Below are 19086 nucleotides of genomic sequence, written 5' to 3'. Positions count from 1 at the left end.
AATTAGATTGTGAATTTTTGTAGTAAGCACGGTTCATCTTGTAAAACGTCTTGCCTTTCCTCAAAAACAATCCCTTCCTCCTCATAAAGTCGATGCCAGAATGAAATCGCTGGTTTGTTATTGATCATCTGCACGACCATATAGTTCCCAGGATTGTCTGTAAAACATTGCTTTAATGCCTTTCTAGCGAACCCTTTTCTCCGGTAATAATTAAGAATAAACAGCTCATTCACATAAAAATCTGTACCCGTTGGGGCAAATGGTGGTCGATTTAGCAGCAGAAAGCCGACGATATCCTTCTTAGATTTAATGAGATAAGGCTGCAGAGCCTCCCTTTCCCAGTAAAGGTTCAGATTCTCATATACAAATCTGCCTTGCTGGTCGATGGTAAGATTATTGGTGTAGGCTGATAAATCGTGTAAATATAGAGGCATGAGATTGAAAATAATATTTTTATCCCTCGATGAAACGGGACATAATGAAATAAACGAATTTTGATTTTCCTTCAAACTCTCCCAACACCTTTCTAAACAATCCTACTGATACATTCATCCATGGATAGCTTTCGCCAGATGAAAAACTTACCTTGAACAACCATAATTTTTCACTTCTAAATAAAAACCAAATTTAAAAAATTCTAAACAAAAATGCTTTTATTCTAAAAAATACCTTTTTTCGTACTAGTAATTTGTTGTTTTACTATTATTTAACTTCAAATTGGATAATCCTGCAAGTATTATGTTAAATTATACTAAAAAAATAATTAGATAATTGTATATTTATTAAAACTTCCCTCTTTTCCCTCAGTATATTTTTTAACCAATTATTCATTCAAAAACAAAAAACAACCCCGTCCACTACGGGACTGGAATTGTTTTTTTGAAATGATCATTCTGTAGTCTGGGGAGCTAAGCTGGTGTTTTTCTTTTTAATAAACGAAATTACATATCCAATCAGCGCACCTACGATTCCTGGGACAACCCACCCAAGTCCTTTTTCATGCAGCGGCAAATAACTCAGCACACGATCAAAAGCTAGAGAATGAATTCCTACCTGACCCAATGCATCAGCAATACTAACAATTCCAACAAACAGCATGCTGCATGTGTAGACAATGGAATCGCCTTTTAGCAGGTCATTCGTAAAGGACAATACAATTAAAGCAATAGCTAACGGATAGATTGCAGACAATATCGGCACAGAAATTGATAAAATTCCACTTAAGCCCATGTTAGCAAAGAACATACTAGTTAGTGCAAGTATCGTCACCCACATCTTGTATGAGACTCTCGGTACAAGCGATGTAAAGTATTGACTGCATGAAGTGATAAGTCCAACCGATGTAGTTAAGCATGCCAACGAAAATACAAGACCCAGTAGTACTACTCCAGGTTTACCAAATAAATACAACACCACATTCGTTAACGTTTGGGCTCCATTCTCGGTCACTCCAAACATAGGGGAGCTAGCCGCTCCTAGATAACCAAGTAGAACATAGATCGAAACTAGAATCGCCCCAGCAATTAATCCTGCATAGACAGTAGTTGCAATCAATGATTTTTTCTCTTTAATTCCCTTTTGCTTCAGAGTTACTGAAATGACAATTCCAAAATTAAGTGCCGCAATTGTATCCATCGTTAAATACCCATCCAAAAACCCATTGAAATACGGTGTTTGTATATAACTTTCAATTGGACTAGTAAAAGACCCCATAGGCTTGAATAAGCTATAAATGAAAATGCCTGTAAGTAAAATTAATAACGATGGCGTTAGCACTTTACCAAATCGATCAGAGAGCTTAGCTGGATTTAAACAAAGCCAAAAAGCAATCGAAAAGTACACTAGTGTATAGAGAAAGAGCACCCAGCTAGTTTGTTGCCATTCCACTGGTAAAAAAGGAGCCACTCCCATTTCAAAGGCTAAGCTTCCATTACGCGGAATACCTAGGAAAGGACCAATTGATAAATAGATAAGAAGAGTGAAGATAAAAGCAAAAACAGGATGTACTCGTTTGGCCAAATTGTGCAGACCATCAGATTTTGCTACTGCAACAACTCCCAAGATAGGTAGTCCAACAGCAGAGATGATAAAACCGCTCATTGCTTGCCAAAAGTTAGTTCCCGCTGACTGTCCTAAGAAAGGGGGAAAGATTAAATTTCCTGCTCCAAAAAATAAGGAAAATACCATAAAGCTTACTAACAGTAAATCTTTTCTTGATAACCTCTGCATATAAATTCTCCTCACTATGATTCATTTTCTAGATGAACTGGATCGATTCTGACGGTAACTTGAATCTCAATTTCCATTGTGCACCCTCCTGTCTAAATATAAGTTTACAACCCTGAATACTAGGAATTAAAAGTGCTTCGTTCCAAAAAATGGCTTGTAATTTGATTTCAAATACAACGGGCCCTTTAATGAAATGGTGTATTTTAGTAATCAACTCTGTAATGAAAAGACTGTCCAGCTCAACTCCTTATTCTATATAAAAATAAAAAAACACCTCAGCAACCAAGCAAGTGTTTCATCTAAAACACTTTGCTTTTGGTTACTGAGGCGAAGATATACGCGGTACCACTCAGCTTTCTGTCTTCTCGCGAAAAACAGACTCTGCAAGTCTATAAGGACTCTCATCAGATAACGGTGATTTTCCGTTGTTCCCTACTCTGACATTTAGCAGATGTCCTTTCAGGAACAAAGCTCTAAGGTGATATTCAAAAAAGGTGTAATGACCATCCTCTCAGCCATGGGACAGCTCTCTGCACATTAATCCTTTCCCTACTTCTCCTCATCAATGCTTTTTATTTATGAAATTAAAATGAAAAACTCTCGTCTCTACAATCAACTTACATTTTGATTGCAGAGACGAGAGTTTCGCGGTACCACTCAGCTTTCTGCCTTCCTCACGAAAAGCAGACACTTATCAAGTCTAACAAATAGACTTGGCTCCTTTTAACGGTGGACATTCCGTTGTTACCTACTCGATCCATTCATCGTTCGTTAACAAAGCTCCGAGGTGATATTCAAAGGGAAACAACGACCATCCTTTCAGCTCTATGGGACGGCTCTCTATCGTTCTTTCTTATCTTCTACTTGTCCTCATCACAACTTTTACATTTGTTTGATTTGTTAGTATTATAGTAATCTTTAAAGGTTACTGTCAATCATTTTTTAGAAATAATTTTGTATAATAAAAATTCATCAGATGGCAATAAAATATATTTTGTTTTTTGAATATTTGTAATATATTGTCTTTGTAAACAAAATTATGTTAGGAGTTGAAGTTTTTGAAAAAAGCTAACCTAGCCATAACCATGATTTGTCTTCTTAGCCTCCCCCTTTCGTCATTTTCCGCATTTGCAGCAGCAGATGACTTCAGAGAATGGAAAGGCACAAATGGAAAAAGCATTGAGGTTGTACATGAGGAAACAAGTACCATTTCTGATTCTAAAATCAATGAAATGATTGAAAGAGCCAAGGAATCCATTTTCCAAGAAAAAAAGAACAAAAAAAACAGCTTACGCGCTGAGGCATTAGATACTACATACAGCTATATTGCCTTTGAGGACGGAGTATCTTATGTATATGAAGAAGCCTCTTCTGCAAATCCTGAATTAATCATCTTTGATTCAGATAACCAAAAAGCAGAGGCCCTCTCATCTAAACAATCTCAATTACAAGGGATAGCATCTGATTTTATAGCAGATGGCGTTGGCGGAAAGCAAGAAATCACGCAAAGTGGAACCTATTTAAGTACAAAGCTTACCCTCCCGCAAGATTCGATGGTTGATAAAAAAGTGGCAGCATACAATTATGGTGGTTTTTTCTATCTGGCAAATACAAGCGGGGCAATCGGTTCATGGGTAGCGGATATGGGATTAAGCTATTATACCAATGTTGGTAAATCGCAAACGGAGACCGGCTGGAAACCTATTATCATCGTAAAGCAAAAAACGTCTGCCACTGCTTGGACAGCCTATAAAAGCGATATTTTCGATCCAAACTACAAAGAAGGACAGTATCGAAATGCATATAAGTCAGGTTCCGATGTAAACCTTTATTTGTGGTATAACTATAATGGAAAAGTTCGCATGAAACTGGATGGTACCACAATTTGCAGCGAGCGGACATGTACTACACCTGGCGATACAAAAACCATCACCATCATCGAATCTGCTGACAAATTGAATATACCTCAAATCTCGAATTGGAAGCTGCTTTCTACTGTGGTATCCAATGATAATACGGGGAAAAATAAAGCCATCTATTCAAACATTAAAGTCGATGGAACCCCTGTTCCTAACAATAAATTTTCAATCCCGCAGGAGGATCACGCAAAAGTAACCCGCGACAACAATAACACTGTTACCATTGATGTTGATTCTGATGTTTATAACTATTAGGGCTGGATTGTCATAGTGGACTGGTAGGTAATTCCTCTATGTCGTATGTAACAAACACACTAGACTTAATCAGCTTAGCCTTTCTTACAGGCTGCCACATAACCAATTGTAACACGCAGATAAACTACACTATTACTTAGATAGTAACGAGATCGAGACTACCTGTTTTCCATATATACATGGAGGCGGGTAGTTTCAATTTTCGTATCGGTTTTTTGAATTAGATTTCCTGATTGCTCAGGTCAGCTTCCTTTTTAGCCTATAAACTATTCCTATACATTACGTACAGAATAAAACCTAAAATATTCAGTGTAACACCACTAATAAAGGATTTATTAATTCCCCCCTTTACATATTCATAAAAAGTAAACATAAGGGAAATAAAGTAAACCATTTTCAAAAAATTAAAAAGTAATCCCCACTGTAACCAATAAACATGTCCGAAATGAAAGCAAAAATCTGCGATTATAAATATTATAAATCCTATATTTGCTAGTAAAGATAATACAAATGAAGTATTACATTTTTTCATAACAATGTCTCCTTTTAACCCTCCTAGGACTAATAGCCTTTGCTTCAGTAGCACTAACAGAATTGATTTGGTTATTTTCTATCAAGCAAAACAAAAGCATTACTTGGACTGCGATATTGATTTTGAAGAGAATGAATAGCTTCATAATATTATTTCTTTCGTCACCTCATTTCGGATACGTTCACCTGATTCAAAAATGGGCATATTGAGCAAGCTACTGACACGGATAATTCCTACCGAGATACCTTATCCTTAATTAAAAGAGTTTTCTTTTTTATATGATATAATTACAGAAAATTGACTTTTTTTAAATCATTCTCTAATATATTAGTTAACTAACATATTAAAGGATGGTCTGTTTGGATTTATACACGCAAGTAAAACAAATTAATGAAGCCGATTATGCAATCAACCGTTTGATTTACAACTATTACAAAACACATCTGGCTAGTTCTATCACAACGCAACAAGCCGTACTGTTAGATATTGTCTATTATGCTAAAAAAATATCTGTAGGTGAAATTGCTTTAGAAATGAACGTTAGCTCTAGTGCAGTAAGTCAGCTTATTTCCAAGATGGAGAAAAATCAGTTAATCCGTCGTACTATTAATCCAGATAATCGTCGTGAAATATTTATTACATTAGATTATAAAGGATGGGAATATTTCCACAAGCAGGAGTATGTAGAACGAGCTGTGGCTGATCGTTTATTTTCTAAATTGACGCTTTCAGAGCTTAATGAATTGGAACGAATCACAAAGAAATTACAGGAAATCGCCGTGAAAGAGTTCCTTTGATTTCCTCACGCTAAATATGTTAGATAACTAATATAATAAGGAGACTAAAATATGTACAATACTATTTATCCTACATTAAAAAAATTACAATTTAACGGTTCCCTTTATGTAGAGACAAGTACTAACGAAAGCGTTAGCCTTACATTAGGTTATAAAGATATAGATAATTTCGTCTCTATAACGGAAGATACACTGTTCGATATTGCTTCTTTAAGTAAGATGTATACTGCCGTAATGATATTGCAATTAATAGAAGCAAAAGCTATTACTCTTGAAGATACACTGACGAAATGGTTTAACACGATTACCTATAAAAATGTAACTATTGAACACTTATTAACACATACATCTGGCATCCCAGAATATATAGGCAATCCTTCAGTAACAGACATTGAAGAAATCTTACATACCAAAGAACCATACTTCCCTGCAGGCAGCGGATCGTTTTATTCCAATACAAACTATGTATTATTAGCAAAAATGATCGAGTATATAAGCAAACTCTCATATGAGGATTATCTACATAAGATGATTGTAGCCCCTCTTCACCTTACACATACAACTACGAAACCAAACGCTGAACAAATTGCTGTCGGAAAGCTTTTCGATTATGTTAATCGAAAATATATTGCTGTAACAGATGATCCTATCTTTCATTATGTTGATAAGCAATGCGGCTTCTATGGTGATGGTGGCATCTACTCTACAGCAAAGGAGATTGCTCAGTTTTTAAAGGGATTTATTCAAGGAAAACTGGTATCCCCCGAATTAGTAAAACGTGCTCTAACCCCTTCCCCTTTATCTAACAATTATGGCTACGGATTCGTAATTCAAGAAGACTCTTTTGGTCACTCTGGTGGGGAGATCGGATACTCCGCCCATTGCTTATATTCTTTGACAAATGAAAAAATAATCATTCTATTAACAAATGAAGAGATAAGCCCTATGTATGAACAACAAATCTTATCATTTTTAACCTTTCCTCAAAACAGAGAAAAACCTATAGCACCAAAACACCCTACTATCATGGTAATAAACACGACAGATAGCATAGAAGGTACTTATCAGCTTACTGATGACTATCAAACAAGCTTTACTGTCAGCCGTAATGTTGAGCATTTTATTATCACTTTTGATGATCAACCTCCCACCCATTTGTTTAAAATTGAACCTAATCTCTATTGGATTCGAAATACAATGAGTTTTATCAATTTCCACGATATGATTTTTATTGACGAAGGTATAGAAATACCACTCAACAAACACCTGACAACTTCTTAAGGGAAATTTACTAGGAAGAGCTGTAACTTTACCTAAGAGACCCATCTTCTCGAAAAGATAAGTCAGCCCTTAGAAATTCTATGGCTGACTTTTCATGATTTTTTAGCTGCGAATCTAAAATTACAGTATTCAGCTAAAGGTGTCGAATGATTTCTTTTCTTGCATTCTTTTCATCACGATATGTTTTGGGATTATTTCCTCTTTAACTGATCGTTAATTTTTTTTATTTCTTTTAAATCCATCCAATATACCCCCGCCCAGACAAGGATATAAATAATGAATTGAATAACAATAAACATAAGAAACCTGACTGGATTCTCAGTTAGATTTTCATACCAATCTCCAAGTGCACCACAAATAAGTACAAGCAGTAAGACCACAACATAATGAATTGATAGATTTACCAAAGCAAAAACCAATATCAGCCACCTCCTTTCTCCTTATATGTATTTTTTACCATTTATTGCAGGGACTACTTGCCTTTTTTTCGAAGAAACGCCTTTAAATTCCGCACAAAAAAGAACGCCCTTATAAGGCGTTCTGCAAAATAACTTAGTTAATGCCCTCCATCACCAGTGTATGGTTTGATAGTGTTTGCTGAAAATGATCTTTTTTCAATATGTTGTTTGTCTACAGATACAAAAGAAGTTGAGAACGATATAGATAGCAAAAAGACTGAAGCTGTTAATACAAATTTTTTCATTGTACAACCATCTTTCCTTTATGTGGATTATTAAGACTATTATAAACATTGGCAAGTTTTCCTAAAAGGCTTAATTGAATTGCTTGTTGAGTCTCAAAATGAAATGAAAGTATTTCACCTATACAGTGACTAATCTCCTCGTTAGCACTAATTTGCTCATAAAAATGAATGCTTCTTAAGTACGATTGAATAGCACAATCAATCTTCCCCAACTTTATTTGCAAAATTCCTTTTAACTTAAAAAACCTTCCTAACTCACGATGCTTATGAGGTGTATTTACATTGAAACAAAGTAAGGGCTCTTCTGCTTCTAGAAATTTTTGTGCTGAGGTTATATCGTTTAAATTAATATATGATTCCAACAAATCGTTCATAATGTGAACTCTTGTATCTTCTGTTGCTTCTAACAAACACTCCCAAAGAATCGGAATTGCCTTGTTATACTCACCTTTCCCAAAGTATATGTTCGCACGTATAAATTTTGAACGCTCAATAACAAAAATATGGTTTGATTTTTCTGACGAGCACAAAATTTCCTCAGCTTTTTCAAACTTATTTAAGAGGATGTGAGAATTACTTACGACAAAAGTCGCTCTTTGCTTTAATTCATGATATTCCTTTTCTGAAATAAGAAAAAATGACAGCTTTTATTTGAAATCCAAAATCTCTAATCTCATTTTTATAAGGTAGAAAGGAGAGATTTAATATAATGTCGGGAAGGATTGAGGGACGATAGTTTGTAACTAATCCTGATAAATAAGCTTTTTTAAAAAAAGATGAAATGAATTTCGTATTCAACTGATTACCTGTAAAAGAAAAAAGCATGTAAAAAATGAATCCCCTAGCAAAGAGTAACACCTTCACTAGGGGATTCATTATGATTGACTTGGAACTATTCTTCCCAAACCTTCACTTCAGTCATTTTATTGCCTTGCTTAATTTTGTCCACATGCTCCATGCCTTCGATAATTTGTCCGAATACAGTATGAACACCGTCTAAATGCGGGAATGCATCATAGCCGATAAAGAATTGGCTGCCGCCTGTATCTTTACCTGCATGTGCCATCGACAATGCACCTCGAACGTGCTTGTGTGGGTTGCCTTGTGTTTCACATTTGATTGTGTATCCAGGGCCGCCAGTTCCTGTTCCATGCGGGCAACCGCCTTGTGCAACGAATCCTGGAATAACACGGTGGAAGGTTAGGCCATTGTAAAAGCCTTCACTTGCTAGCTTTTCGAAGTTTGCAACGGTACCAGGAGCTTCTTTATCAAAGAATTCAATAACAACCTTATTGCCGTCTTCTAGGGTAATTTGACCTTTTTTCATATGTATATACCTCCAATATTTCCATTCCCTTACAAGAGGGGGTAAATAAGTAGTCCACTCGCTTAAAGTACGTAGTGGTCTTTATCCCTTTTATCTTATCTTGTTCAATTCCTAATAGCAAGTTATCATTGTACAAAGCAAAAAAAAGAGATCCAATAGCTGATATCTCTTTTCCTTGAGGTACTTTATCATCCTTTTTATAGAGAGACCTTCGTATACAGGCGATCATTTCGAATCAGATCCATTAATGATTCACGCTGGACCACCAATTCGGCCTCTCCGTCCTTAACAAATACAACAGCAGGGCGGGTGATTCTATTATAGTTATTTGCCATTGCATATCCATAAGCACCGGTACTAGAAACTGCTAAAATATCTCCTGGCTGATGTGCGGATAGATGAATGTCCCAGATCAGCATATCGCCTGTTTCACAGCATTTACCTGCTATCGAAACCAATTCTGTAGCAGGCTCATGTAAGCGATTAGCCACACAGGCCTCATATTTAGCCTGATACAAAGCCGGACGCAGGTTATCAGTCATTCCCCCATCAATTGCAACATATTTTCGGACATTAGGAATTTCCTTCGTTGCCCCAATGGTATACAAGGTTGTCCCAGCATCTCCAATAATGCTTCGTCCAGGTTCAATCCAAATTTCTGGGAAGGGCAGGTTATGCTTGATAAATTCTGTACGAACGCTATTTGTAATTGCTTCAATATAATCTTTTGCTACAAGCGGTGTATCCCCCTCCACATAACGAATACCAAAACCGCCTCCGACATTAAATACCTGACAGGTAAAGCCCAGCTCCTGTCTAACATCTGCTAAAAATTCCGTCAGCCGCTGAATAGCCAATAAAAAACCATCCGTTTCAAAAATCTGCGAGCCTATATGACAATGGATGCCAAGTAAATGCAACGCTTGGCTTTCCTGCGCTACTTCAATCGCCTTCATCGCTTGATTGCTTATCATATCAAACCCAAATTTGGAGTCCTGCTGTCCAGTGGATATATATTCATGCGTATGTGCTTCTACGCCTGGTGTAAGACGCAACAACACATTAGCTGTCAATCCACGTTCTTTGGCAAGGTCATGCAGCATCTCTAATTCATAAAAATTATCAGCCACAAAACAGCCAATATTGGCTTCTAGAGCCATAATTAATTCCTGCATGGTTTTATTATTCCCGTGGAAATGAATTCGTTCTGCCGGGAACCCTGCTGCCAATGCCGTATATAATTCTCCAGCAGAAACTACATCCAGAGATAATCCTTCCTCTTCTATCAACTTGCACATTGCCATCGTACAAAAAGCTTTACTGGCATAGGCTACTTGGAAGGCAAACCCGCTTTGCTGAAAGGCCTCTACAAAAGCACGGCACTTTTCCCGAATTAATGTTTCATCATAGACGTACAATGGAGTCTGATATTGCTCTACTAGCTTGGTAGTATCACATCCCCCAATTTCAAGATGCCCTTTTTCATTGATGCGACTTGTGCCATGCAAAAACATAACCTTTGCCCTCCTCATCCACTTTCCCTATCATTGTATAAACCTATTCTGTCTTTTCCATGTATTTTGACTTTTTTAGGAAGGAAATAGCGAAGCCACATTCTCGCGGCTTGCTATATGCCCTGTATTTTTATTCGTATATCTAATTTTTAAGCATTAATATACCACAGCAAGTAACCAAATCCAAGATATATATAACTATGTTTACTCTTCTATTGTCTGTTTGGGTTTTGGGAGCGAACAACGCTTGGCCGTTTTTCCTGGTACGGCACAGCCTTGCGTAATACAATTTCCTTAAATCCTTCATAGTTAAACGGAATAAATGGCCACAAATAAGGGGTATCAATCGACCTGGTCATCGCAAGCGCAAGTAAAATAAAGGCGCAGGTAAACATATAGCCTTGCAATCCAAAAAGTCCAGTAGTAAGCAACAATAGTAACCGAACCAGACGGTTGGCCATGCTTAGTTCATAGCTTGGAGTTGCATAGGTGCCAATTGCCGCAACAGCTAGATACAGGATTACTTCCGGTGAGAACAGACCTACCTCGATGGCAATCTCACCAATTAAAATAGCTGCAATAAGTCCCATTGCAATAGAAAGCGGTGCAGGAGTATGTACTGCCGCCATCCTCATTAAATCAAGTCCAAGCTCAGCTAGTAAAAACTGTACCATGATGGGAATAGAACCTTGATTCTTCAAACCGAGAAATTTTAATTGGGAAGGGACATACTCTGTATGCATCACTAATAACAGCCACAGGGGCGGTAACAGTAAAGAGACAATAATCCCTAGAAAACGTACCCAGCGCAGATACGCTCCAACAACTGGCGTCTGCCTGTATTCCTCCGCATGCTGTACATGATGAAAGTAGGTAGCAGGAGTAATGATGACGCTAGGTGATGTATCTACATAAATTAGGACATGTCCCTCAAGCAAATGAATGGCCGCTACGTCCGGACGTTCTGTATAACGTACCATAGGGAATGGATTAAGCGATTTTCCAATAATAAACTCTTCAATGGTTTTCTCTGACATGGGAATTCCATCGATTTGGATCTCCTGAATTCTTGATTTTAATTTTTCCACTAAATGCGGATTAGCTACATCAGCCAGATAAGCGATCGCAACATCTGTTTTCGAGCGTTCCCCGACCTGCATAATTTCAAACCGCAAACGCTCATCACGTATACGGCGACGAGTAAGCGAGGTATTGGAAACTAGATTTTCTGTAAAACCATCATGAGCTCCTCGTACAACGCGTTCGGTATCTGGCTCTTCTGGTGTACGAGTCAAATAAATTTTTGCATCGATCATCAGAGCTGTATCCTCACCATCAATCAACAGCCCGATTTGACCAACCAATACCTTATCCATGAATTCATTACACGTTTTTATCTTGGATATTTGAAAGAAAGGGACATATTTCTGATAAAATATTTTCCAGCCATCCTCGCTTGTTTCCCGTTCTTTTACATTATTGAGGTCTTGTAAAATTAATGTTACGATTGTGCTGTCTGCAAAGCCATTAATATAATACAGACTGACTCGAGTACGACCTACTTTTAAATCATGGACGCCAATATCAAATGATGTGCCTATCCCTAGCTTGTCATCAAGAAACGCCCTATTTTCTTCAAGGCTAGAGACTATAGGCTGCTTGTCCTGTTTATCCTCCGACACGATATCCACTCCTTTCCATAATCCACTCTATTGCTTTTTTAGTAATCGGACAGCCTTTATTAATGTGGTCCCTGCCGTCCATTTTTCCGATATCGCCAATCCCAATTATGTGGGTAATATCACATGCATTTAGAATATCAACCGTATCGCCGTAAATTCGATGCTGAAGTTCCTTGTGGACGACCCCCTCCTTGTCGACAGCATCCTCCACCACTATTCCTTGTTTCGTAACTGAATATTTCACTTTAGTGCCTGTTACCCATTTCGTATTGGAGGCAACTGCTACTGCCCCTAACACTTCAATGTCTGGATGCTTCGCCACAAAACAAATAGCCCTTTCTCCACGTCCAAAACCGTAATTCCCATTGTCATCAAACATTACTAGCACCGGATCATAAGGTGTCTGCTTAATAAGGGTTACCATCTGCTCTCCTGACAGTGGTGTTGGATTTCCCGCGGATAATGAAATGCATCTTCCCCCGATTTGTCGGGCTACTTCTTCTATTACCCTCTGAGCGATATGGTCACCGTCTGTGATAATGATAACGCGGCGTCGAGCATGATTCATCGAACCGCCTCCTCCGCCAAAATTCCTATCCTTTTGGTTTGAACACCAGAGAAGCAAGAAAACTAAAAGCAATTGCCGCAGTAATACCAGCCGCTGGCACTTCAAACATCCCGCTGGCTACTCCAATGGCACCGGTTTGATTTAATTCCTGCAAGGCACCATGGTACAGTGAATGTCCGAAGCTGATAATTGGCACAGTAGCACCTGCACCTGCAAATTTAATAAAACCATCGTAGATTCCAATAAAATCAAGCACCACACCTGAGACTACCAATGTAACCATGACATGGGCAGGTGTTATTTTAGCTACGTCTAACATGATCTGCCCAACCACACAGATTAATCCTCCTATGATAAAGGCAATAAGATATTCCACGATTACTCTCCTCCTTCAAATGCTACTGCGTGAGCGATACACGGGATTGAATTTCCCTGTTGTGTACTGGTGGGACTAAGTAATGCACCGGTTGCGCACACAAGCACCTTTTTTAATTTGCCTGATTGAAGCTGCTTCATAATATAGCTGTACGTCACGCTGGCACTTGAGGCGCATCCACTCGCCCCTGCAAACACTTCCTCATCAGGTGGATAAATCATAAGACCGCAGTCATTGTACACACCTTCTACGTTAAAGCCTTCTTTTGCTAGCATATCTTTGCAAATAGCAGATCCGACTGTCCCCAAATCTCCTGTGACAATGAGATCATAATCAGATGGGCTACGTCCCGTATCAATAAAATGAGTAGCAATTGTAGAAACAGCGGCAGGCGCCATCGCGGCTCCCATTGCAAAAGGGTCTGTAATCCCCATATCTATTACTTTGCCGACTGTAGAATAGGTGATCCGAGGTCCTTTTCCCCCTATCCCTACAACTGCCGCGCCTGCTCCGGTAACTGTAACTTGTGAATGAGGAGGCTTTTGTCCACCATATTCAGTCGGATAACGGAATTGCCGTTCGGCTGTTGCGTTATGGCTGCTGCACGCGGCTACTATATAGTTAGAATATCTTGCGTTGACTAGGGCGGTAGCGGTTGAGAGTGTCAGCATAGAGGAGGAACATGCCCCGTACATGCCAAGTGTCGGAAATTGCATTTTTTCAGCCGTAAAACTAACTGTGATATTTTGATTAAGCAGATCACCTGCGATAATCTGATCGATTTGATTTTTTTTCAAATTAGCTTTCTTAATTGCAAAAGTAATGGCATCCTCCATTAGCTTTTTTTCGGCCTTTTCCCAGGAATCCTGACCTGCGTACATATCGTCATAACTTTTATCAAATAAATCTTTTAATGGTCCTTCTGCTTCCTTAGGCCCTACCACCACCGCACTTCCCTGAATCCGAACATCCTCGTTGAATCTCCACGTTTGCTGACTAACTCTATTTTTACCTTTCGTTGCCGTACTCACTGTTTTCACCTCGTTTTAGTAGAACATATTTAACATCACTCGCAGCATTCCAAAAATAAAAGCTGCCGTAACTCCATAAACGATAACAGAACCCGCCAATTTAAACATGTTGCCAGCTACACCAAGCACATAGCCCTCACTGCGGTATTCAATGGCAGCAGATGACATAGAATTAGCAAAGCCTGTAATGGGAACTGCTGACCCAGCACCGGCATATTGACCGATATAGTCATAAATACCAAATCCAGTTAATAAGACAGAGATAAAAATAAGAGTAATGGAGGTTGGTCCGGCAGCCTTTTCTGTGTCCAGATGCAAAAAAGTGATATAGAGATTCTGAATGATTTGCCCTAGCAAACAAATTGCTCCACCTACCCAGAAAGCACGAAAGCAGTTTAGCAGAACATTTCGTTTGGGCTCATATTTTTGAGCTTGCTCCTGATAGACCTGCTTATTCATTTGTAGTTTAAAGCCCTGTTTTTGTTTTGTTGCCATCTAACTTGTCCCCTTTATTTCCATTATGAAGTGCAATTGTAATGTCTAATTCCTACTGCTTATTTTTGCTATGTCAGTGCTATTCTATGAATGGTTCGATTTACCAGGCTTATTTCATGGTTCCTTCTCAGCCTCTCATGAGCTTTATAAAGAGAAAGTCCATTGCAGCAAAGAACCTACTATCTTCCCTAACACCATCGCCATCAAAAAATTTCTCATATAATCATGGAGCCCTAATCGCTTGGTTAAGATAGGAAACACATTTAAAACCTCTGTAAGACCAGCCGCTAGCATACCTACGAATATTCCAGCGAAGCTTCCTACCACAGCGGTTAACACTGCTGGGAGCTGCACGGAAATCGCAAAGTAATCACACCATGTAAACCAAAGCGCACCTAAGACGATGGCCCATTCATAGCTGCGAATAAAAGAATGAGAAGAAGAGAGCTGTGTAAGGCGTGGAATGATATCCAGAACGCTTAAAAAAGCAACCAGACCACTTCCTACAGCAAGACCCCAGCCTAGTCCCATTACGATGACAAACAAATATAGAAGCATCATGTCTTATCTCGTTGATTTTCCTCGTTCTCATTTTCTAAATAATATTGATCCAGGTTCTGTTGATATAAAAATAATTCAACGTCAAGTGGACTGGGCTCTTCGTTGAATTGTTTACGAAAAATATGATTAAAAAACAAAACCATCCCAAGACCGATTCCTAATGAGTAAGGGATTTGGAGCAGTAGAGGACGTTTTTCATATTGTCCCGTGATTAGCTGATATAGACGTCGCTGTACCTCTAACATGCTGACATCAGCGTGAAAGTTCATCAGGGCTAAACCAGATCCTATAAACAGGAGAAGCCAAACAAATGATACAAGAAAAAAATTAGCACGTTTGGCGGGATTCTCTACCTCAACGATAATTTGAGTCGAACCCTGTACCTCAAGGTGGATCTCTGGATACATCTGACGCAGTTTACGGATTACCTGCATAATGTCGATGATAATCAAATTCCCATCCTCTTTTTTTACTTGATAGAGCGGAATACGACGTAATTTCTGCTCGCGCTCCCCGTCTAAATAAAGCTGACAGATATCACCGAGCAGAATAACATCTTTCTGTCTTATCACCAGTCGCTTACGTAAGCGTAAAAATAAAATCTGCTCCATATTCACTGCCTCCTTCCTGCCTAATGCAAGCAGTGCGGTGTTTTTATGTAGTATCTGCAAAAAGAAAGAGACCATTCGAGCTATTGCTCGATTTGGTCTCTTATCGTCTGAAGTATCCGCTTTTCCAATCGCGACACCTGTACCTGTGAGATTCCTAATCTCTCAGCTACCTCGGATTGAGTTTGATCTTTATAGTAACGAAGAAGAACGATCAATTGTTCCCGTTCTGTTAACTTGCTTATTGCATCACGCAAGGCAATCTGATCAAACCACTTGCTTAAGCTTTCATCGGCTATTTGATCAATCAAGGTGATAGGATCACCATCATTTTCAAAAACCGTTTCATGAATCGATGATGGCGCTCGACTAGCCTCCTGAGCAAATACGACATCCTCATTAGAAAGACCCAGCGTCTCTGCAACTTCGCTGATGGTAGGTGAACGCCCGAATTTCTTATACAATTCGTCCCGCGTTCTTCGCACTTTGTTTGCAGTTTCCTTCAACGAACGACTTACTTTGACCGTACCATCATCCCTCAGAAAGCGTTGAATTTCTCCGATGATCATTGGAACAGCATACGTTGAGAATTTGACATCATAGTTTAAATCGAATTTGTCGACTGCCTTTAATAATCCAATACACCCAATTTGAAACAAATCATCTGCTTCATAGCCACGGTTCATAAAACGTTGGACAACAGACCATACTAAACGAATATTACTACTTACCAGTTGGTCACGTGCAGACGTATCTCCCGTTTGGCTTTTAGCAATGAGCTCTTTTACTTGTTCGTTAGTAAGAAACGGCTGACTAGCGTTTTTAATATCGGCTCCCATGGCATTACCCCTAGCTTTGTAAAGCTTTTGCATAAGCGAGACGTTTAACTAAGCGAATCCTTGTACCCTGATCAATGGCCGTAACAACTTCTAATGAATCCATGAAATTTTCCATAATCGTAAAACCCATTCCTGAGCGTTCCAGCTCTGGCCTAGAAGTAAACAATGGTTGCATCGCCTCTTCCACATCAACAATTCCTTTTCCATAATCCTCAATGACAAGCTCAACTACTCCATCCTCTAAAGCAGCTTCAATATGAACCACTCCAAGCGGGTTTTCCTCATAGGCATGGATAATCGCATTCGTCACTGCTTCTGATACGACAGTTTTGATTTCCTCTAATTCTTCCATTGTGACATCGAGCTGCGAGATAAAAGATGCCACTGCAACGCGAGCAAATGCTTCGTTTTGACTGAGGGCAGAGAATTGTAGTTGCATGTGATTTCTCATCGTTATGCCACCCCCAGTACGTCTAAAGCATCTGATACATGCTCTTTATACTTTAAAACCTTAAACAAACCTGACATTTCAAAAATACGATAAATCGTTGGATTAATCGAACAAACAAATACCTCACCAGAACGCGCTGTAATTTGTTTGTATCTCCCTAAAATCACGCCAATTCCTGAGCTATCCATGAAGGTCAAGTCCTCCAAGTCGAGGACCACATGACGAATCTGCTCATCCTTGATAGCAGTGTCTAAACGGTTCCTCAAGATTTCCGCTGTGTGATGATCCAGCTCACCTTGCAGGCGGACCAACAGGACCTCACGTAAGGTCTCCATCTCAATGTGCAAGCTCATAACTTGGAACAACTCCTTCTCCCGTTGATGTCTCTCTTTTTCTCTACGCAATAAACCAAATCCTCCCAGCCGACAAAAGAACAAAAAAGTCGAGAAGCCTCTACAAAAGTGGACATTCTCGACATTTTTCGTAATTTCAGCGATAGGTAAACATTACCTTCTGGGTTGTTCTTTTGAGTATGTCCCACATATTGGCACGTTCAACGGTTTTCTCTGGATACAAATCAATTCGGGCTACTTCTTTACCATCTTTTTTAATAAAAATATGGCCCACTACATTTGACTTTTTAATTGGAGCTTTTACCTCACTAGCAAGTGTAATCTCTTTTACAAATGCATTAGGATTTTCTCCTTTTTTCAAAAGAAGACTAACAGGCTGTTCGGTCACAACGTTTACCTTCGTTTCTTCTCCCTTATCCAAAGAAAGCTGTTGAATAACATCCCCTTTTTTATATATGGGATGTACTTGATAATGATTAAAGGCATAATCAAACATGCCAGTAATTTCTCTATTTCTTACCTTGGTATCGGGTTCACCCAATACAACAGCAATTACACGCATATTTTTACGTTTTGCTGTTGCTGTAATACAAAATTTGGCTTCCGAGGTGTACCCCGTCTTCAAGCCATCCACTCCGTCATAAAAACGAACAAGTCGGTTCGTGTTAACTAACCAGAATGGGCTGGCACTGTCTTTTCGTAGATAATCTTGATAGATGCCGGTATATTTAGTAATTATTTCATGTTTTAACAGCTCGCGCGACATGATTGCGATGTCAGAGGCAGTTGTGTAATGATCTGGGGAGGGTAATCCGTTGCAGTTAATAAAGTGTGTATTTTTTAAACCTAATTGAGCAGCTCGTTCATTCATCTTCTTGATAAACACTTCCTCTGTTCCTCCGATATGCTCGGCCATAGCAACTGCAGCATCATTTCCAGAAGCAATAGCAATCCCTTTCACCATATCCTCCACTGTCATCTCTTCACCAGGCTGCAAGAAAATCTGAGATCCACCCATGGAAGCAGCTCGTTCGCTGGTACGAACTTTGTCGGTTAGCTTTACTTCTCCTCGTTCCATCGCCTCAAAAATCAATAACAAGGTCATTACCTTAGTGATACTTGCAGGCGGTAGTTTCTCATGCGCATTTTTTTCAAACAGAATGGTTCCGGAATCTGCCTCCATCAGGATCGCTGATTTTGCATGCGGAGCCATATCAGGTTTTGACTCTTCTGCAGAAGCTAGCCCTGGAGTAAGTATGGTTATGCAAGTAACCAAACAGAGAAAAACATGAAGTAATCTTTTCATTTCGATCTCGTACCTCCATTCGTATTTCTAGCTTCTCCTTTTCTCAGGAAAATATTCACACTTTGATAGAAATAAAAAATAAAGAGATTCTGAGAGGTTGCTTACTGTACTGACAAAAAAACTTGCCGTCTCTGCTAAGGAGAACGGCAAGCTTGTACTTAAACTTGGAATTTAGGCACATGAGCTTCTAGATCGTTTGATAGTTCTTGCATGCTTTGGACGTTTTTATTTGTCTCTGCAATCGCTTTTAACTGCGCTT

Annotated in this window: 20 protein-coding genes and 2 other annotated features; of the genes, 3 read left to right on the top strand and 17 right to left on the bottom strand. The window is 39.0% G+C overall.

Annotation, left to right across the window (positions count from 1 at the left end):
- Positions 1 to 2 precede the first annotated feature (2 nt).
- Together AYJ08_RS06575 and brnQ are read right to left on the bottom strand one after the other, a co-directional pair.
- Positions 3 to 509: a GNAT family N-acetyltransferase gene (locus AYJ08_RS06575; protein ID WP_064017057.1), complete on the bottom strand. Its 507-nt coding sequence runs from the start codon at positions 507 to 509 to the stop codon at positions 3 to 5.
- Between the two features lie 379 nt (positions 510 to 888).
- Entirely contained in the window at positions 889 to 2229 is a 1341-nt protein-coding gene (gene brnQ, locus AYJ08_RS06570; RefSeq protein WP_064017056.1) for a branched-chain amino acid transport system II carrier protein, read from the bottom strand.
- Between the two features lie 320 nt (positions 2230 to 2549).
- Positions 2550 to 2804: a binding site (T-box leader), on the bottom strand.
- A gap of 54 nt (positions 2805 to 2858) precedes the next feature.
- Positions 2859 to 3115: a binding site (T-box leader), on the bottom strand.
- A 172-nt stretch (positions 3116 to 3287) separates the two neighbouring features.
- On the opposite strand from brnQ, the gene AYJ08_RS06560 reads away from it, so the two are divergent.
- From AYJ08_RS06560 to AYJ08_RS06545, 3 genes are all read left to right on the top strand, one after another.
- The gene (locus AYJ08_RS06560) at positions 3288 to 4403 is read left to right on the top strand and encodes a YrpD family protein (RefSeq protein ID WP_064017054.1); all 1116 of its coding nucleotides are present in this window, start codon (positions 3288 to 3290) and stop codon (positions 4401 to 4403) included.
- 891 nt (positions 4404 to 5294) lie between these two features.
- A complete protein-coding gene (locus AYJ08_RS06550) occupies positions 5295 to 5732 on the top strand; it encodes a MarR family winged helix-turn-helix transcriptional regulator (RefSeq protein ID WP_064017052.1) in 438 nt (145 codons plus the stop codon).
- 51 nt (positions 5733 to 5783) lie between these two features.
- Entirely contained in the window at positions 5784 to 7013 is a 1230-nt protein-coding gene (locus AYJ08_RS06545; RefSeq protein ID WP_064017051.1) for a serine hydrolase domain-containing protein, read from the top strand.
- A 191-nt stretch (positions 7014 to 7204) separates the two neighbouring features.
- Here AYJ08_RS06545 and AYJ08_RS06540 read toward each other — a convergent pair whose 3' ends face one another.
- The 15 genes from AYJ08_RS06540 to AYJ08_RS06465 all read right to left on the bottom strand — a co-directional run bounded on the left by AYJ08_RS06540 (position 7205) and on the right by AYJ08_RS06465 (position 18827).
- Positions 7205 to 7432 carry a DUF3021 family protein gene (locus AYJ08_RS06540; protein ID WP_231929024.1) on the bottom strand — a complete coding sequence of 76 codons (228 nt, stop codon included), beginning with the start codon at positions 7430 to 7432 and terminating at the stop codon, positions 7205 to 7207.
- A gap of 280 nt (positions 7433 to 7712) precedes the next feature.
- Positions 7713 to 8090, bottom strand: coding sequence for a hypothetical protein (locus tag AYJ08_RS06535; protein ID WP_064017050.1), 378 nt, complete (start codon positions 8088 to 8090; stop codon positions 7713 to 7715).
- 518 nt (positions 8091 to 8608) lie between these two features.
- Positions 8609 to 9043, bottom strand: coding sequence for a peptidylprolyl isomerase (locus tag AYJ08_RS06525; protein ID WP_064017048.1), 435 nt, complete (start codon positions 9041 to 9043; stop codon positions 8609 to 8611).
- A gap of 197 nt (positions 9044 to 9240) precedes the next feature.
- On the bottom strand, positions 9241 to 10557 hold the full coding sequence (gene lysA, locus AYJ08_RS06520) for a diaminopimelate decarboxylase (RefSeq protein WP_064017047.1): 1317 nt from the start codon (positions 10555 to 10557) through the stop codon (positions 9241 to 9243).
- A 212-nt stretch (positions 10558 to 10769) separates the two neighbouring features.
- The gene (locus AYJ08_RS06515) at positions 10770 to 12239 is read right to left on the bottom strand and encodes a spore germination protein (RefSeq protein ID WP_064017046.1); all 1470 of its coding nucleotides are present in this window, start codon (positions 12237 to 12239) and stop codon (positions 10770 to 10772) included.
- Complete coding sequence (spoVAEA, locus tag AYJ08_RS06510) at positions 12226 to 12807, bottom strand: stage V sporulation protein SpoVABEA (RefSeq protein WP_064017045.1); 582 nt, start codon at positions 12805 to 12807, stop codon at positions 12226 to 12228. The genes AYJ08_RS06515 and spoVAEA overlap by 14 nt, the downstream gene beginning before the upstream one ends.
- Positions 12808 to 12832: 25 nt before the next feature.
- A complete protein-coding gene (gene spoVAE / locus AYJ08_RS06505; RefSeq protein WP_064017044.1) occupies positions 12833 to 13183 on the bottom strand; it encodes a stage V sporulation protein AE in 351 nt (116 codons plus the stop codon).
- A gap of 2 nt (positions 13184 to 13185) precedes the next feature.
- Positions 13186 to 14214, bottom strand: a complete 1029-nt coding sequence (spoVAD, locus tag AYJ08_RS06500) for a stage V sporulation protein AD (protein ID WP_064017043.1) — start codon at positions 14212 to 14214, stop codon at positions 13186 to 13188.
- A 15-nt stretch (positions 14215 to 14229) separates the two neighbouring features.
- Positions 14230 to 14709 (bottom strand): stage V sporulation protein AC, encoded by a 480-nt coding sequence (gene spoVAC / locus AYJ08_RS06495; protein WP_064017042.1) that lies wholly within the window; start codon positions 14707 to 14709, stop codon positions 14230 to 14232.
- Positions 14710 to 14853: 144 nt separating this feature from the next.
- Positions 14854 to 15270 (bottom strand): stage V sporulation protein AB, encoded by a 417-nt coding sequence (locus tag AYJ08_RS06490; RefSeq protein ID WP_064017041.1) that lies wholly within the window; start codon positions 15268 to 15270, stop codon positions 14854 to 14856.
- On the bottom strand, positions 15267 to 15881 hold the full coding sequence (locus AYJ08_RS06485) for a stage V sporulation protein AA (RefSeq protein ID WP_064017040.1): 615 nt from the start codon (positions 15879 to 15881) through the stop codon (positions 15267 to 15269). Before AYJ08_RS06485 ends, AYJ08_RS06490 begins: the two co-directional genes overlap by 4 nt.
- Positions 15882 to 15961: 80 nt before the next feature.
- Entirely contained in the window at positions 15962 to 16717 is a 756-nt protein-coding gene (sigF, locus tag AYJ08_RS06480; RefSeq protein WP_003337799.1) for an RNA polymerase sporulation sigma factor SigF, read from the bottom strand.
- A gap of 10 nt (positions 16718 to 16727) precedes the next feature.
- Positions 16728 to 17168 (bottom strand): anti-sigma F factor, encoded by a 441-nt coding sequence (gene spoIIAB, locus AYJ08_RS06475; RefSeq protein WP_064017039.1) that lies wholly within the window; start codon positions 17166 to 17168, stop codon positions 16728 to 16730.
- A 2-nt stretch (positions 17169 to 17170) separates the two neighbouring features.
- A complete protein-coding gene (gene spoIIAA, locus AYJ08_RS06470) occupies positions 17171 to 17521 on the bottom strand; it encodes an anti-sigma F factor antagonist (RefSeq protein ID WP_064017160.1) in 351 nt (116 codons plus the stop codon).
- A 136-nt stretch (positions 17522 to 17657) separates the two neighbouring features.
- A complete protein-coding gene (locus AYJ08_RS06465) occupies positions 17658 to 18827 on the bottom strand; it encodes a D-alanyl-D-alanine carboxypeptidase family protein (protein ID WP_064017038.1) in 1170 nt (389 codons plus the stop codon).
- Positions 18828 to 19086 lie beyond the last annotated feature (259 nt).

The sequence above is a fragment of the Brevibacillus sp. SKDU10 genome (genome assembly GCF_001645205.1).
GTDB classification, from domain to species: Bacteria; Bacillota; Bacilli; order Brevibacillales; family Brevibacillaceae; genus Brevibacillus_B; species Brevibacillus_B halotolerans.
This window is presented reverse-complemented; position numbering and strand designations above follow the sequence as displayed.